The sequence below is a fragment of the Dactylosporangium sp. NPDC006015 genome, assembly GCF_040614215.1.
GTDB classification, from domain to species: domain Bacteria; phylum Actinomycetota; class Actinomycetes; order Mycobacteriales; family Micromonosporaceae; genus Dactylosporangium; species Dactylosporangium maewongense.
Window position 1 is genome coordinate 114005 of sequence record NZ_JBEXUD010000014.1, and the last position, 13811, is coordinate 127815.

12 protein-coding genes are annotated in these 13811 nt (G+C 72.3%); 5 read left to right on the forward strand and 7 right to left on the reverse strand.

Translation table 11 applies throughout. From position 1 onward, the window contains the following. Positions 1–64: 64 nt before the first annotated feature. The 5 genes from ABZ321_RS25560 (at position 65) to ABZ321_RS25580 (ending at position 5756) form a co-directional block, all read left to right on the forward strand. On the forward strand, positions 65–1177 hold the full coding sequence (locus ABZ321_RS25560; protein ID WP_354895365.1) for a polysaccharide pyruvyl transferase family protein: 1113 nt from the start codon (positions 65–67) through the stop codon (positions 1175–1177). After that, positions 1174–2613: an FAD-dependent oxidoreductase gene (locus tag ABZ321_RS25565; protein ID WP_354895368.1), complete on the forward strand. Its 1440-nt coding sequence runs from the start codon at positions 1174–1176 to the stop codon at positions 2611–2613. Before ABZ321_RS25560 ends, ABZ321_RS25565 begins: the two co-directional genes overlap by 4 nt. A gap of 79 nt (positions 2614–2692) precedes the next feature. Then, the gene (locus ABZ321_RS25570; protein ID WP_354895371.1) at positions 2693–3694 is read left to right on the forward strand and encodes a hypothetical protein; all 1002 of its coding nucleotides are present in this window, start codon (positions 2693–2695) and stop codon (positions 3692–3694) included. A gap of 887 nt (positions 3695–4581) precedes the next feature. After that, the gene (locus ABZ321_RS25575; protein ID WP_344503302.1) at positions 4582–5229 is read left to right on the forward strand and encodes a 4'-phosphopantetheinyl transferase superfamily protein; all 648 of its coding nucleotides are present in this window, start codon (positions 4582–4584) and stop codon (positions 5227–5229) included. After that, positions 5229–5756: an HD domain-containing protein gene (locus ABZ321_RS25580; protein ID WP_344503301.1), complete on the forward strand. Its 528-nt coding sequence runs from the start codon at positions 5229–5231 to the stop codon at positions 5754–5756. The genes ABZ321_RS25575 and ABZ321_RS25580 overlap by 1 nt, the downstream gene beginning before the upstream one ends. Here ABZ321_RS25580 and ABZ321_RS25585 read toward each other — a convergent pair. The 7 genes from ABZ321_RS25585 to ABZ321_RS25615 are packed head-to-tail and all read right to left on the reverse strand — an operon-like array spanning position 5741 to position 13735. Then, the gene (locus tag ABZ321_RS25585) at positions 5741–7108 is read right to left on the reverse strand and encodes a rhamnulokinase family protein (protein ID WP_354895374.1); all 1368 of its coding nucleotides are present in this window, start codon (positions 7106–7108) and stop codon (positions 5741–5743) included. The genes ABZ321_RS25580 and ABZ321_RS25585 overlap by 16 nt on opposite strands. Further along, entirely contained in the window at positions 7105–9090 is a 1986-nt protein-coding gene (locus tag ABZ321_RS25590) for a bifunctional aldolase/short-chain dehydrogenase (RefSeq protein ID WP_344503299.1), read from the reverse strand. The genes ABZ321_RS25585 and ABZ321_RS25590 overlap by 4 nt, the downstream gene beginning before the upstream one ends. Next, positions 9087–10265 (reverse strand): L-rhamnose isomerase, encoded by a 1179-nt coding sequence (gene rhaI, locus ABZ321_RS25595; RefSeq protein ID WP_354895377.1) that lies wholly within the window; start codon positions 10263–10265, stop codon positions 9087–9089. The genes ABZ321_RS25590 and rhaI overlap by 4 nt, the downstream gene beginning before the upstream one ends. Beyond that, positions 10262–10585 carry an L-rhamnose mutarotase gene (locus tag ABZ321_RS25600; RefSeq protein WP_344503297.1) on the reverse strand — a complete coding sequence of 108 codons (324 nt, stop codon included), beginning with the start codon at positions 10583–10585 and terminating at the stop codon, positions 10262–10264. The genes rhaI and ABZ321_RS25600 overlap by 4 nt, the downstream gene beginning before the upstream one ends. Positions 10586–10596: 11 nt before the next feature. Beyond that, positions 10597–11649, reverse strand: coding sequence for a rhamnose ABC transporter substrate-binding protein (gene rhaS / locus ABZ321_RS25605; RefSeq protein WP_344503296.1), 1053 nt, complete (start codon positions 11647–11649; stop codon positions 10597–10599). Between the two features lie 53 nt (positions 11650–11702). Beyond that, positions 11703–12719: an ABC transporter permease gene (locus tag ABZ321_RS25610; RefSeq protein WP_354895381.1), complete on the reverse strand. Its 1017-nt coding sequence runs from the start codon at positions 12717–12719 to the stop codon at positions 11703–11705. Beyond that, complete coding sequence (locus ABZ321_RS25615; RefSeq protein ID WP_344503294.1) at positions 12716–13735, reverse strand: ABC transporter permease; 1020 nt, start codon at positions 13733–13735, stop codon at positions 12716–12718. Before ABZ321_RS25615 ends, ABZ321_RS25610 begins: the two co-directional genes overlap by 4 nt. Positions 13736–13811: the final 76 nt, after the last annotated feature.

Sequence of the window (13811 nt, forward strand, 5' to 3'; positions counted from 1 at the left end):
CGAATGGTCGAAACCCACCATACGGGCCAGGTATGACAGAACCATGCCTGGGTAGCGAGGCGCAATGACGAGAGTGGGCGTGCTCGGCTCGTACGGTGGCTGCAACCTCGGCGACGAGGCCATCCTCACGAGCGTCCTCGCCGACCTGCGGGCCCGCCGCCCGGACGTCGACGTCCTGGTGTTCTCGCGGGAGCCCGGACACACGGCGGCGGCGCACCCTGACGTCGAGGTCGCCCCCTGGGAGGGCGTGAGCCGGGACCGGACCGCGGCCGAGCTCCGGCGGCTCGACCTGCTGATCCTCGGCGGCGGCGGCATCCTGTACGACACGGAGGCCCGCCGCTACCTCAGGGTGGTGCGCACGGCGCAGGAGCAGCGGGTGCCGGTCTTCACGTACGCGCTGGGCGCCGGCCCGCTGACGGAGGAGATCGACTGCGCCATGGCCCGCGACGTGCTCGCGCAGGCGGTCGAGGTGACCGTCCGGGACGAGGAGTCGAAGGTCGCGCTCGAGGAGGCGGGGGTGACCTGCCGCGTCTCCGTGACCGCCGACCCGGCGCTGCTGCTGACGCCGGAGGAGTTCGACGCCGGGCTGCTGAGCGACTCGCTGCCGCACGGGCGGCGGGTCGTCGGCATGAGCGTCCGCGAGCCGGGCCGCGCCGCACAGCACCTCGACGCCGACGGATACCACCAGCTGCTCGCCCACGTCGGCGACTTCATCGTGCACCGGCTCGACGCGTCGCTGCTGTTCGTGCCGATGGAGCGCTCCGACATCCAGCACGCCCACGCGGTGCTGGCCCGGATGACGGCGGCGGAGCACTGCCGGGTGCTGCACGGCGACTTCCGGCCGGGCCAGGTCCTCGGCCTCATGAAGCACCTGGAGCTGGCGGTCGGCATGCGGCTGCACTTCCTGATGTTCGCCGCGCTGGCGGGCGTGCCGCTGCTGGCGCTGCCGTACGCGGGGAAGGTCTTCGACTTCGCGCAGCGCATCGGCGCGCCGGTGCCCCGCGGGGTGGTCCGGGAGGCCGCCGGCCCGCTGCTCGCCCAGGTCGACCGGCTGTGGGACGAGCGGCCGCAGCGCCTGGACGAGACCGCGTCGCGGGTCGCGGCCCTCAAGCAGCGCGCCACGGAGACCGGCCGCCGTCTCGACGCCCAGCTCGAACGGACGAAGGTGGCGGCATGAGCGAGCCGGAACGCAACGAGGGCAACAACCTGACCGCGTTGGCGAAACCGGCGGACTCGCACCGCGTACACCTGCCGCCGAGGACAGCGGAGTACGGCGGGCACACCGAGGTGCTCGTCGTCGGCGGTGGCCCGGCCGGGTTCGGCGCGGCGATGGGCGCGGCCGCCGCGGGCGCCGACGTCGTGCTGGTCGAGCGCTACGGGTTCCTCGGCGGCAACGCCACCGCGGCGCTCGTCATGCCGCTCATGAGCTTCCACAACGAGATGAAGCAGGCCGTCGGCGGCGAGGACAACCGTCTGCTGCCGACCGACCACGGCGAGGGCGAGCCGGTCGTCGCCGGTGTGCTGTGGATGCTGCTGGACCGCCTGGTCAGAGCCGGTGGGGCGATCAGGCCGGCCCCGGACACCGGCTACACGGTGCCGTTCGATCCCGAGGTGTTCAAGCTCGTCACGTACGACATGCTCGGCGGCTCGGGCGTGAAGCTGCTGCTGCATGCGTTCGCCTCCGACCTGATCACGCTGCCGGACTCGTCGCGGGTGGTGTTCGAGACGAAGTCCGGCCCGGTCGTCATCGACGCCGACGTGGTCGTCGACTGCACGGGCGACGGCGACCTGGCCGCGTCGGCGGGCGCGCCGTTCGAGGTCGGCCGCCCCGAGGACGGCCTGACCCAGCCGATGACGCTGATGTTCCGGATCGGCGAGATGCAGCGCGACGGGTTCGCGTCGTACGTACAGGAGCATCCGGATCAATGGAAGGGCGTGCACGGCCTGTGGGACCTGATCCGGGCCGCGCGGGACGCCGGCGAGCTGGACCTGCCGCGCGAGGACATCCTCTTCTTCGCCACGCCGCACTCCGGTGAGGTGTCGGTGAACTCGACCCGCTTCGGCGGCCTCGGCATCAGCGTGTGGGACCTCACCCGGGCCGAGCTGGCCATGCACCAGCAGCTCGACAGCATCTCGCGGTTCCTGCGCACGAGGGTGCCCGGCTTCGAGTCCTCCTACGTCATCCAGAGCGGCGTGCAGGTCGGCGTGCGGGAGACCCGCCGCGTGCTGGGCGACTACCAGCTCACCGGCCAGGACGTCCTCGACGCGCGGAAGTTCTCCGACGTGGTGGCGCGCGGCGCGTACCCGGTGGACATCCACAACCCGAACGGCCCCGGCACCATCCTGCGGCGCCTCCCGCAGGGCACCTCCTACGACATCCCGCTGCGCACGCTGCTTCCCCGTGACGTGGACCGCCTGCTCGTCGCGGGCCGCTGCATCTCCGGCGACCACGTGGCGCACAGCTCCTACCGCATCATGCCGATCTCGATGGCGACCGGCCAGGCGGCGGGCGTGTGCGCGGCCCTGGCGGCGCGGGCCGGCAAGCCGCCGAGGGAGATCCCTGTCACGCAGGTTCAGCGTGTACTGCGAGCGCAAGGCGCCTCGCTGAGCTGACCGTACCGACGGCATCACGCTGCGTCCATTTCGAGGGAACGGGGTCGCTCCGATCCGCACGATGCGTCAGGATCGATCCATGGTTCTGGCTGTCTCGCACCGGCCGCAGTCCACCACGCGCCGCGACCTCGCCGCGGCGCTCGCCACGCTGTGGCTCACCAGTGGCCTGTACCTGGACGGCTGGGCGCACTCGCACGTGCCGGAGCTGGAGACGTTCTTCACCCCGTGGCACGGCGTGCTCTACAGCGGCTATGCGGCGCTCGCCATCGCCATCGTGCCGTCCGTGCTGTGGCGCGGCCGCCCGGCCGGCCCGGTCCGCGACTGGGTCCCCGCGGGCTACGGCCTCGGCCTGCTCGGCGCCGTCCTCTTCGCCGTCGGCGGCGTGGTCGACATGACCTGGCACACCCTGTTCGGCGTCGAGGTCAGCCTGGAGGCCCTCCTCAGCCCGCCGCACCTGCTCCTCCTCACCGCCGGCACGCTCATGATCACCACGCCGGTCCGCGCCGCCGCCGCCCGCCGCGCCGCGCCTTCCCTCGCCGGCGACCTGCCCGTCCTCCTGAGCCTGCTGAGCGCGGTCGGCGTCGCGGCCTTCTTCCTCAACTACCTGTCGCCGTTCACCGACGCGCCGGCCGCCTTCAACGGCTTCCGCAACGGGCAGGCGTTCGGGCTCGCGCAGTACCTCGCCTTCACGGTGCTCGTCGTCACCGCCTGCCTGTTCGCCTGGACCCGTCTCGGCCGCGTCCCCGCCGGCCTGGTCACGGTCGTGGTGGCGGCGGCCTCGATCCCCGACGGCGTGTTCAACGACTTCGCGCACCTCGCCGCCCAGCTCTGGCCACTGCTCGGCGCCGTCCTCGCCGACCTCGCCGTCCAGTGGGTCGCCGCCCAGCGCCCCGACCTGGTGCCGGTCACGCTCGGCGCCCTGGTCCCACCGCTGATCTGGTCCACGCACCTGATCGGCGTCCAGCTCTCGCTGGGGGTGGCCTGGACGGAGGAGCTGTGGTCGGGCGTCGTCGTCCTGACCGCCCTGGCCGGCGCCGCACTCGGCGGCCTGTCAGCCCCATCGACCCGGCCCGCCGCCTGAGCCCGCCGCCGATGCTCCTCGGCTGTGGACCGTCCGGTGCCGCCGGCGCAGCCTGTTCGTAGTCGGCGGCGGCGGGACATGGGCGATGCTCAAGCAAGGCTCGTCGCGCTCGCCGGGGCGGACGGTGACATCGGCTGGAAACGCCCAGGTCGACTCGACCATCGTCCGCGGCCGGTGCCCGAACTTCGACCGTGTCGAAATGCTCGCCCGGCTACGTGCCGTCCCCGACAGTCATGATCCGCGAGACAGAACCCTGTCACTTCGTCCCGCGGATCCGGCACCGAGATCGCTTCGCCGGCAGCAGGGAGCGTGCTGCACGGCGGGACCGGCATGTTCCTCGGGCTGGACGTGGGCAAGGGCGAGCACCACGCGGTGGGCTCGGCACCGGACGGCAAGCGGGCTGCACGACGCGCCGCCGCCGACACCGAGGCGAGCACGCAGGCGCGTCCCACGAAGCCGGCCTCTGCTCGTGGTGCAAGGGGCCGGCGGTCGACTGTGCGTGAGCCGGGCTTCGGCGAGGATTTCCAGGCCCATGTAGCGGCGGTCCTCGCTCCATTCGTCGGCTTGTTCAGCGGGGACAGCGCCGATGAGGCGGATGATCGCGGCGCGGGTTGTCCCAGTCACGCAGCCGGCAGCCGTTGCGCGCTTTGGTCAGTTCGAAGGATCAAGCGGTGACCGTCTCCATATCCGCAACCACGGCCGGCCCGCAGGATCGGCTCCGCGTCCTCCTCGAAGGGCCTGCCCGCCTGGATCCGCCCGTCCTGGAACGGGATTGATGCGCACCCTCGGTGCCCGGCGTCGGGGTCAGGGGCGGCGCGACAAGGTTGTGGCTGGCGGGCAGGACGAGCGCGGCGGGGAGGGGTGGCGGCGGGGTAGAGTTCCGGGTCGTGCGGGACCTGTTGCCAGAGATCGTCGTCGTTGAGGTGGCTGGGGAGGACGACTGGACGGGGGTGCTGCTGCCCGACGAGGCGGCCGGGTTGTCGCCGCGGGCGGTTGACGGGCGGCGGCGGGAGTACACCGCGGGGCGGGTGTGTGCACGGCGGGCGCTGAGCCGGGTCGGGGTGCACGGGGCGCCGGTGCTGTCGGCGCCGAGCCGGGCGCCGGTGTGGCCGGCGGGGACGACCGGGAGCATCACGCACACCAAGGGTTACTGTGCGGTCGCCGTCGGGCGGGCGCCCGAGCTGCGCGCGGTCGGGATCGACGCGGAGCGCAGGACGGTGCTGCCGGCGAACATCGTCGCGTCGATCTGCCTGCCGGAGGAGATCGCCTGGTGCGCGGAGCGGGCGGATGAGCCGTGGTGGCCGGCGGTGCACTTCAGCGCCAAGGAGACGGTGTACAAGATGTGGTCGCCGATCATGGGGACGTGGCTCGACTTCCACGACGCGAGGCTGAGCATCGACCCGGTGAACGGGACGTTCGAGGCGGCGATCCTGCCGGAGAAGCTCGACCAGGAGCCGGGGGCGCCGGCGGTGTTCCGGGGCCGGTTCGCGGTGGAGCCCGACCTGATCCGCACCGCCGGCTACATCACGCGATGATGGACGACCTGCGCCCGCTGCCGGCGGAGGTGGCGGCGCTCCTGCGGCGGGTCGGTGCGCCGCCGCGGCTCGCCGCGCACCTGCGGCTGGTGCACGACGTCGCTGCGCAGCTCCTCGACTGGCTGGCGGCACACGCGCCCGGGCTGGTCGTGGACCGGGCGGCGGTGCTGTTCGGGGCGGCCACCCACGACATCGGCAAGACCCTGCACCCGGAGGAGCTGGCGGGCCCCGGCAGCGCGCACGAGGCCGCCGGCGCGCGGATGCTGGAGGAGTTCGGCGACCTCGCCAGGTTCGCGGCCAACCACGCGCGGTGGGACCGGCCCGACGCGACCCCGGAGGAGCTGCTGGTCACGCTCGCCGACAAGGTGTGGAAGGGCAAGCGGGTCGACGACCTCGAACGCCGCGTCGCCGGCCTCCTTCCGGGCGAGCCGTGGGAGGCGTTCATGGCGCTCGACGACGAGCTGACCCGGATCGCCGACACGGCCGACGAACGCCTGGCCTTCCAGAACGCCTACCCCACGGCCTGAGCGGCGCGGGGCTCGTACCGGCGAGAGGACCGCAGCAGGGCGCGCATCGACGGCAGGTCGGCGGGGATCAGGCCCAGGGCACGGGCCTGGACGAGGATGTTGCCGAGGGCGCCGGCCTCGACCGGGCCGGCCTCGACGGGCAGCTCGCAGGCGTCGGCGGTGAGCTGGCACAGCAGGGCGTTCTGCGCGCCGCCGCCGACGAGGTGGACGACGTCGACGGGGCGGCCGGTGAGGCGCCGGGCGTCGTCGATCGCGCGGCGGTACGCGAGGGCGAGGCTGTCCAGGATGCAGCGGGTCATCGCGTACGGGTCCGCGGGCGCCGGCTGGTCGGTCTCCTTCAGCGCGGCGGCGATGCGGGCCGGCATGTCGCCCGGGGCCAGGAACCGCGGGTCGGTGGCGTCCACGACGCTGCGCCGGGCGGGCGCCGCGGCCGCGCCCGACAGGAGGTCGGACAGCGTGACAGCGGGTCCCCAGGCGCGCATGCACTCCTGCAGGAGCCACAGGCCCATGACGTTGCGCAGGTACCGCACGGTGCCGTCGACGCCGGTCTCGTTGGTGAAGCCGGCCTCGAAGCTGTCGGTGGTCAGTACCGGCGACGGCAGCTCGACACCGACGAGGGACCAGGTGCCGCAGGAGATGTACGCGAACCGGTCCGTGCGCGCGGGGACGCCCACGACGGCGGAGGCGGTGTCGTGCGAGGCGACCGTCGTCACCAGGGTCTCGGGGGCGTGCAGCATCGGCCCCGCGACGGTGCCGGGGTCGCGCAGCGGCGGCAGCAGCGACGCCCGGATGCCGAGCCGCGCCACCAGCGGCAGGTCCCAGGCCCCGCCGCCGGCGGTGAGCAGGCCGGTGGTGGACGCGTTGGTGCGTTCCGCGCCGATCGTGCCGCTGAGCCAGTACGTGATGAGATCCGGGATCAGCAGCAGCGTGCGCGCGGTGTCGAGCTGTGCGGTGCCGCCGGCCGCGAGGAGCTGGAACACGGTGTTGAACGGCTGGTTCGCGATCCCGGTCGCCGCGTAGTGCGCAGCGGCCGGGACCGGCGAGACGACCGTGTCGGTGCGGGCGTCGCGGTAGTGGACGGGGTTGCCGAGGAGCCGGCCGTCGCCGTCGAGCAGCCCGTAGTCGACGGCCCACGAGTCGACGCCGACGGACTGGACCGGGCCGGCCGCGTCCAGTCCGTCGAGGATCCCCTGGTACAGGCCGAGGATGTCCCAGTGCAGGGTGCCCTGGACCTGCACCGGGGTGTTGGCGAAGCGGGCGACCTCGGTGAGGTGGACGGTGCCCGACCCGACCGAGCCCACGATCACCCGGCCGGACGAGGCGCCGAGGTCGACGGCCGCGAGGCGGTTCATCGCAGGAACGCCGCGGCCACGCCCGCGTCGACCGGGACGTGCAGGCCGGTGGTGTGCGACAGCTCGCCGCCGACCAGGGCGAACACGGCGTTCGCCACGTGCGACGGCAGTACCTCCCGCTTCAGGATCGTGCGCTGGGCGTAGAACGCGCCGAGCTCGGACTCCGGGACGCCGTAGACGGCGGCGCGCTGCGCGCCCCAGCCGGAGGCGAAGATGCCGGAGCCGCGGACGACGCCGTCGGGGTTGACGCCGTTGACCCGGATCCCGTGCTCGCCGAGCTCGGCGGCGAGCAGCCGCACCTGGTGCGCCTGGTCGGCCTTGGTCGCGCCGTACGCGACGTTGTTGGGCCCGGCGAAGACGGCGTTCTTCGAGGCGATGTAGACGATGTCGCCGCCCGTGCCCTGGTCGATCATGACGCGGGCGGCCTCGCGGGCGACGAGGAACGACCCACGGGCCATCACGTCGTGCTGCAGGTCCCAGTCGTCCACGGTGGTTTCCAGCAGCGGCTTGGAGATGGACAGGCCGGCGTTGTTGACGACGAGGTCGACGCCCCCGAACGCGAGGACCGCTTCGGCGAACGCCGCCTTGATCGCCGCCTCGGACGTCACGTCGACGGTGACGGCCACCGCCTTGTCGGAGGTACCGATCTCGGCGGCGACCGCGGCGGCCGCATCGGTGGCCCGGTCTGCGACGACCACGCAGGCGCCCTCCGACGCCAGCCGCAGCGCGATGGCCCGCCCGATCCCGGAGCCGCCGCCGGTCACGAACGCGACCCGCGACGCGAGCGGCCGGGGCGCGGGGCGGCGGGCGAGCTTCGCCTCCTCCAGGGCCCAGTACTCGATCCGGAACTTCTCCGACTCGGGGATCGGCGCGTAGGTCGACACCGACTCGGCGCCGCGCATCACGTTGATCGCGTTGACGTAGAACTCCCCCGCGACCCGCGCGGTCTGCTTGTCGGCGCCGAACGAGAACATCCCGACGCCGGGCACCAGCACGATCGCCGGGTCCGCGCCGCGCATCGCCGGCGAGTCCGGGGTGGCGTGCCGCTCGTAGTAGGCCGCGTACTCGGCGCGGTACGCGGCGAACTGTTCTTCCACGGAGGAGGATGTCAGCACGAGCGGCCGCACCTTGGTCCGCAGGAAGTGGTCCGGGCACGAGGTCCCCCGCGCTGCGAGGTCCTCCAGGGCGGCCCGCGACACGAAGTCCAGCACGACGTCGGTGTCGGTGAAGTGCCCGACCTGCGGCCGGTCGCTGGACGCCAGCCCGCGCAGCACCGGCATCAGCTCCGCCGCCCGCGAGCGGCGCTCTTCCAGCGGCAGCGGCGGGTGTACGACCGGCCCGAACGGCTCCGGTCGGCCACGGGCGGCGAGGAACTCGGTCGCGGTCCGGATGATCTCCAGGGAGTTCGCCTCGCACTCGTCCGACGTGGCGCCCCACGCCGTGATCCCGTGCCCGCCGAGGATGACGCCGATCGCCTGCGGGTTGGCCCGGTGGACGGCCGCGATGTCGAGGCCGAGCTGGAAGCCGGGCCGCCGCCACGGCACCCACAGCACCCGGTCGCCGAAGCACTCCTTCGTCAGCGCCGGCCCGTCGGCGGCGGTGGCGAGGGCGATGCCCGCGTCCGGGTGCAGGTGGTCGACGTGCGCGGCCTCCACCAGGCCGTGCATGGCGGTGTCGATCGACGGTGCGGCCCCGCCACGGCCGTGCAGGCAGTAGTCGAACGCGGCGACCATCTCGTCCTCGCGCTCCACCCCCGGGTACACGCCGGTGAGCGCGCGCAGGCGGTCCAGGCGCAGCACGGCGAGGCCCGCCTCGGTGAGCGTGCCGAGGTCGCCGCCGGATCCCTTGACCCACAGCACCTCCACGTCGCCGCCGGTGACGGGGTCCGCGGCGAGGCCGACGGCCGAGGTGTTGCCGCCGGCGTAGTTGGTGTTGCGGGGGTCGGCGCCCAGGCGGCGGGAGCGGGCGATGAGGTCCTTCACGCGCCCCACCCGGCCTGCGTGCCGCCGACCCGCTCGGCGCGGACCTTCTCCAGGTACCCGGACCGCTTGTACGCGCCGATCGGGTCCGGGTCGAGGCCCATGTCCTCCCGAACCGAGCGCAGCAACGGCCGCACGTCGGTGTTGTACGCGTCCATGAGGACCTCGTTGGCGCCCAGCACGTCGCCCTCCAGCTGCGCCGCGCGCAGGGCGGCATGGTCGACGAGCAGCGCCTTCGCGGTCGCCTCCTGCACGTTGAGCACGGACCGGATCACCGCCTGGATCTTCGGCTCCAGGTTGTGGCACTGGTCGAGCATGAACGCGATCCCCTTCCCCGTCAGCGCGTCGTCGAGCACGATCTCGTGCATGATCCGGAACAGCTGGAACGGGTCGGCGGCGCCGACCATCAGGTCGTCGTCGGCGTAGAAGCGGGAGTTGAAGTCGAAGCCGCCGAGCTTCCCGGCCCGCAGCAGGACCGCGACGATGAACTCGATGTTGGTGCCGGGCGCGTGGTGCCCGGTGTCGATGACGACCTGCGCCCGCTCCCCCAGCGTGAGGCAGTGCGCGTAGGCGGTGCCCCAGTCGGGCACGTCGGTCATGTAGAAGGCCGGCTCGAACAGCTTGTACTCCAGCAGCATCCGCTGGTCGGGCCCGAGCCGGTCGTACGTCTCGCGCAGCGCCTCGGCGAGGCGGTCCTGCCGGGTCCGCACGTCGTCCTGGCCGGGGTAGTTGGTGCCGTCGGAGAACCACAGCTTCAGGTCCCGCGAGCCGGTGCGGTCCATCACGTCGACGCACTCCAGCAGGTGCCCGATCGCCTTGCGGCGGATGCCGGGGTCCGGGTTGGTGACGCTGCCGAGCTTGTAGTCGTTGTCCTGGAACACGTTGGTGTTGATGGTGCCGAGCGCGACGCCGAGGTCCCGGGCGTGGCGGGCGAGGTCGGTATAGTCGTCGACGAGGTCCCACGGAATGTGCAGCGCCACGGTCGGCGCCACGCCGGTGAACCGGTGCACGGTCGCCGCGTCGGCGAGCTTCTCATACGGGTCCCGGGGCACGCCCTCCTGCGGGAACACCTTGAACCGGGTGCCCGAGTTGCCGTATGCCCAGGACGCCGTCTCGATCCGCTGGCCGCGCAGCTGGGCCGCGACACGCGTGCGCGTCTCCGGGGCGAGCTCTGTCATTGCAACGCTCCAAGCTGGTGGTCGAGGTTGAACACCTCGTCGAGGACGACGAAGTGCCGACCGTTGATGAAGAACTCCGCCATCTCCGCCTGCCAGCGCCGGTCGACGTCGGTGGCGTCCATGGCGGCCTGCGCGGCGGCGAAGTCCTCGGTGAGGAGATAGCCGACGAGCAGGCCGTCGTCGCGGAGGAAGAGCGAGTAGTCGTGCCAGCCCGCGTCCCGCAGCGCGGCGAGCATCTCGGGCCAGACGTGGGCGTGGCGGCGCCGGTACTCATCCAGCCGATCGGGTTTGACCTGGAGGGTGAAGCAGACCCGACGCACGCCGAACCCCCTTAGAAGTTGAACTGGTCCACGTTGGAGGCGTTGAACGTGAACGGGTCACCGAGGAGGATGGTGCCGTCCTTGCCGACGGTGAACTCGCCGAGCTTGCCGGCCTTGAACTTGTCGCCCTCCTTGCCCTTGATGACGCCGGAGGCGAGCGACGCGCCCGCGTAGGCGGCCAGGTAGCCGAGGTCGGCCGGGTTCCACAGCGCGAACGCCTTGACGGTGCCGTCCTTGACGTAGGCCTTCATCTGGTTCGGGGTGCCGAGACCGGTGAGCTGGACCTTGCCCTTGTACGTGGAGCCGGACAGGTACCGGCCGGCGGCGGCGATGCCGACGGTGGTCGGCGAGATGATGCCCTTCAGGTTGGGGTGCTTGGCGAGCAGGCCCTGCGCCTCCTGGAAGGACTTCTGGTCGTCGTCGTCGCCGTAGACGGTGTCGACCAGCTTGAGCTTGCTGTACTCCGGCTTCGCCAGCTCGGTCTTCATCATCTCGATCCAGGCGTTCTGGTTCGTGGCGTTGGCCGTCGCCGACAGGATCGCGATCTCGCCGCCGTCGGCGCCGATCGCCTCGGAGATGAGCTTGATCTGGACCTTCGCGATGCCCTCGGAGGTCGCCTGGTTGATGAAGAGGTCGCGGCACTCGGGCTTGGTGTCGGAGTCGTACGTGACGACCTTCGCGCCGGCCTTGCGGGCCTCGTTGAGGGCGCCGCAGATGGCGTCCTTGTCGTTGGCGGACACCGCGATCACGTTGGTGCCCTGCTGCGACAGCGTGTTGATGTAGCTGACCTGCGCCGACGGGCTGGCCTCGGACGGGCCGGTCTCGGTGTAGGAGCCCTTGAACTCCTCGACGGCGACCTTGCCGCCCTTGTTGTCGGAGGTGTCGAAGTACGGGTTGTTGACCTGCTTCGGCAGGAACGCGACCTTCAGGCCGCTCTTGATGGTGTCGGAGGTGGCGGTGCCGGTGTCGCCGGTGCTGCCGGTGTCGGAGTCCTCGGCGCAGGCGGTGGTGCTGAACGCGAGCGCGGCGGCTACCGCGACCGCGATGAGCTTGCCAGCTCTCATGGGATTGAATCCTTTCAGCGGGGGTCGCGCGGAAACGGGGGTGGGGGGTGTCGTTACGTGGTGCGCCGCCGGCGCAGGCGCTCGCGCGCCATGCCGATGACGTTCGGCCCGACGACCGAGGCGATGAGCAGCGAGCCGGTGATGATGGTGAGGGTGTTCGCCGGCACGTTCGCCAGTTGCAGGGCGTTGCGCAGGGTGCTGAGCAGCAGGACGGCGCCGATGACGCCGATCATGCCGCCGCGGCCGCCGAAGATGGAGACGCCGCCGAGCAGGACCGCCGCGACGACCGCGAGCTCCAGGCCGTTGCCGTTGTCGGCGCGGGCGCTGGCGAACCGGAACGTCCAGAAGACCCCGGCGAGCGACGCCATCGTGCCGGTGGCGACGAAGAGCCAGAACTTGGTGCGGGCGACCGCGATCCCGGCGAAGCGGGCCGCCTCCGTGTTGTTGCCCATCGCGTACAGGCCGCGGCCGACCGGGGTGGCGTGCAGCAGCACCCCGAACAGCACCGCGAGGACCGCGACGACGATGATCACCCACGGGATCGTGAGGCCGGGGATGGGGTCGATCGCGGCGTCGGTCCAGGCGACCGGGTAGTCGGCGACGGCCTTGTCGCCGAGGACGACGTACGCGAGCCCCCGGTACAGCGCGAGGGTGCCGATCGTGACCGCCAGCGACGGCAGCCCGAACACGGTGACGAACAGGCCGTTGACGGCGCCGAGGACCGCGCCGAGCAGCAGGCACAGCGCGATCAGCAGCGGCAGCGACGTGACCCCGTGCGCCCACAGGTCACCCATGACGGCGCAGGTGAGGCCGAGCGTGCTGGCGACGGACAGGTCGATCTCGCCGGTGATGACGACCAGGGTCATCGGCAGCGCGATGATCGCGATCGGCACGACCTCCAGGGTCACGAACCGCCAGAACCGCGGGCTGGCGACGCCGTCGATGGTGGCGGCGCCGATGACGGCGACCAGGACGAGGGCCACGAGGACCACGACGTCCCAGGAGACCACCAGGCTTCTTCTCCCGGGCGCGGCCGGCGCGGCCTTGGCCGTGGTGCTGAGCTCGGTCATTTGCCCGGGCCTCCCTGCAGGCTGCGTGCGACGCGGAGCGACAGGACCCGGTCCAGGCCGATCGCCGCGAGGATGAGCGCGCCGATCGCGGCCCGCTGCCAGAACGGGTTGATGCCGAGCACCGGCAGGGCGCTGGCGATCGTGGTGAGCAGCACGGCACCGAGCGCCGCGCCGTAGACCGAGCCGCTGCCGCCGAAGATGGCGACCCCGCCGACGACGACCGCGGCGACGACGTTGAGCTCCAGGCCGAGGCCGGCGTTGGCGTCGAGGGTGCCGAACCGGGCGACGTACAGCACCCCGGCGAGCCCGGCGAGCGCGCCGCTGGCGGTGAACGCGGCGAACACCCGCCGGCCCACCCGGATGCCCGAGAGCCGCGCCGCGGCGGGGTCGGAGCCGATCGCGTACAACTCCCGCCCGCTGCGATAGGAGCGCAGGTAGAACCCGGCGCAGAGGACGACGACGACCGCGAACAGGGTCAGCACCGGCACGCCGAGGACGGTGGCGGTGCCCATGCGCAGGAACCCGTGCGGGATGTCGGCGGCGTTGATCTGCTTGCCGGTCGCCCACCGGTAGTCGATGCCGCGGAAGACGTACAGCGTGCCGAGCGTGACCACCAGCGCCGGCACCCGGGCGGCGGCGATGAGAGCACCGTTGACCGCGCCGCACACCGCCCCGAGCGCCGTGCCGGCCAGGAGCACCACCGGGATCGGCAGCCCGGGATGGTCGAGGAACAGGGTGCCGGTCGCGAACGCCGACAGCCCGAGCACCGAGCCGACGGACAGGTCGACGTTGCGGGTGACGACCACGATCGCCTGGCCGGTCGCGAGGATCGCCAGGATCGTCGAGCCGAGCAGCAGGTCCTTGACGCTCTGCGCGTGCAGGAACCGCGGGTTGCTGATCGCGGTGCCGCCGATGAGCAGCACCAGCGCCACGAGGATGCCGAGCTCGCGGACCAGGAACACCCGGTGGGTGAGCTTCGAGGTCTTCACCTCTGCTCTGTCGAGCACGGCGGTCATGCCGCCACCTCCGCTGCGCTCCGGCGTCGGCCTGCCCCGAACCTGCCACATGATGACCGGCCCGAGCCGCTTCGCT

What these genes read in the sequence shown, in the direction of transcription:
- ABZ321_RS25560 (WP_354895365.1), top strand. Translation starts at nt 65, where the DNA reads ATGACGAGAGTGGGCGTGCTCGGCTCGTACGGTGGCTGCAACCTCGGC.
- ABZ321_RS25565 (WP_354895368.1), top strand. Translation starts at nt 1,174, where the DNA reads ATGAGCGAGCCGGAACGCAACGAGGGCAACAACCTGACCGCGTTGGCG.
- ABZ321_RS25570 (WP_354895371.1), top strand. Translation starts at nt 2,693, where the DNA reads ATGGTTCTGGCTGTCTCGCACCGGCCGCAGTCCACCACGCGCCGCGAC.
- ABZ321_RS25580 (WP_344503301.1), top strand. Translation starts at nt 5,229, where the DNA reads ATGGACGACCTGCGCCCGCTGCCGGCGGAGGTGGCGGCGCTCCTGCGG.
- ABZ321_RS25585 (WP_354895374.1), bottom strand. Translation starts at nt 7,108, where the DNA reads ATGAACCGCCTCGCGGCCGTCGACCTCGGCGCCTCGTCCGGCCGGGTG.
- rhaI (WP_354895377.1), bottom strand. Translation starts at nt 10,265, where the DNA reads ATGACAGAGCTCGCCCCGGAGACGCGCACGCGTGTCGCGGCCCAGCTG.
- rhaS (WP_344503296.1), bottom strand. Translation starts at nt 11,649, where the DNA reads ATGAGAGCTGGCAAGCTCATCGCGGTCGCGGTAGCCGCCGCGCTCGCG.
- ABZ321_RS25610 (WP_354895381.1), bottom strand. Translation starts at nt 12,719, where the DNA reads ATGACCGAGCTCAGCACCACGGCCAAGGCCGCGCCGGCCGCGCCCGGG.
- ABZ321_RS25615 (WP_344503294.1), bottom strand. Translation starts at nt 13,735, where the DNA reads ATGACCGCCGTGCTCGACAGAGCAGAGGTGAAGACCTCGAAGCTCACC.